Raw genomic sequence first — 1,568 nt, forward strand, 5'->3', positions numbered from 1 at the left:
AAACCTATGGCTATATACATTTATACTAACTGCGCTATTCAAAATACCAGTGCAATGTTGATACCACTATTTTAATATAGTTAATCGGTTTGCCAACTTTTGTAATAGTGATACTTTTTGCTTGTTCATTTTACTACTACGAAATTAGCGATTGGTTTGATAAAAACAGCTGCATGGGTTTTGATGTTTTCCCGCTGAATTAATGTTAATTTGGCGGGTTTAACTGCCAATATTTTAAAAATTGCTAGGAGGAATCATTTTTGCAAACTAAGAAGCGTTGGTGGCTGGGATTAATTTTAGTCTTGGCAATCTGGTTAACTCCGCAAACCATGGTGGCGGCTGCTCAATCAGATGATAGCACCGACTTTGAAGTTAGGCCGCTTTTCCCCGAAGAGCAGGTCGATACGACCCTTAATTACTTTGATTTAGCTTATCGGAAGAATTCCACTCATGTGATTAAGATGGCTGTGCAGAACTTTTCTAAGAAAACGATCACGGTGCGGGTTAATTTGCGTAATGCCTATACCCAAGATGGGGGCGGCATTGATTTTACGCCTCAGACTAAAACACTTGATCCTAGTTTAAAGCACCCTTTAACTACCTTAATCACGCTGCATCGAGGCGACCAGAAGCTTAAGTTAGGGCCAAAGCAGTCCCGCATTATCAGTGCCACGGTTAAGCTGCCTAAAGAGCGCTTTGATGGCATGATCTATGGGGATTGGCACTTTGTCGAACAGCCCAAGACACCCAAGATTAAGGGCAGCATGATTACTTCTAATTATGCCTATTCATTAGGAATTGTTTTACGCGGACAAAACTATCAGGTCTTTCCCAAGGTGAAGTACGCTAAAACCACGCCGATACTCTTTAACCGTCACCCTGCCTTAGGCGTTACCTTGCGTAATATTGCCCCCATGGCTATTTCTAAAGCAAGTGTTGCGGTAGCCATCGGTCGCAGTGGTGGCGGCGAGGTGCGCACCTTTAAAGCCAACAACTTTATGATTGCCCCTAATTCGCGCATTGTGTTGCCAATTTCCTGGAGCTATGATGCACTACAATCCGGTATATATCATATCAAAGTCACCCTAAAAGGATTGAATACGCAGAATCGCTTCCCGGTAAGTTGGACCTTTAACGAAACCATGAAGGTGAATAATACGCAGGCTAAGACAATCAATGACCGCGCCGTTAAGAAGCCGATTAATTATTGGCTGTATGCCACGATTATTTGCGGGGTTTTACTGGTGTTAAGTCTCGGCGGTTTGGTTTGGACTTTCATGTTGCGGCCGCGCACTAAAGGAGGTGATAGTATTTGAAAGCATTGATCGCAAAATTTTCCTACCGTCGCGTGCAGTGGTTTTGGCTGGTGTTATCGATACTCTTAGCAATTGCCTTTGCGACGTGTTTGTACTTTACAATCAAAACATATAACGATTTTAATACTTGGAAGACGATCAATCTTTATTAACTAGTAAACAATCGTTGGAATAATCATTGCAAGATGATTAGTTGTGTATGAAAAATATGTATTTGAAGGAGGAACTTCAAAATGAAATTAACTAAAATAG

1 protein-coding gene is annotated in these 1,568 nt (G+C 41.5%); it reads left to right on the forward strand.

What is annotated here, in order from left to right; translation table 11 throughout:
• Positions 1-260: 260 nt before the first annotated feature.
• On the forward strand, positions 261-1,316 hold the full coding sequence (locus F5ESL0228_RS08190; protein WP_233553594.1) for a DUF916 and DUF3324 domain-containing protein: 1,056 nt from the start codon (positions 261-263) through the stop codon (positions 1,314-1,316).
• Positions 1,317-1,568: the final 252 nt, after the last annotated feature.

Source organism: Lactobacillus sp. ESL0228 (genome assembly GCF_003692825.1).
GTDB lineage: Bacteria > Bacillota > Bacilli > Lactobacillales > Lactobacillaceae > Lactobacillus.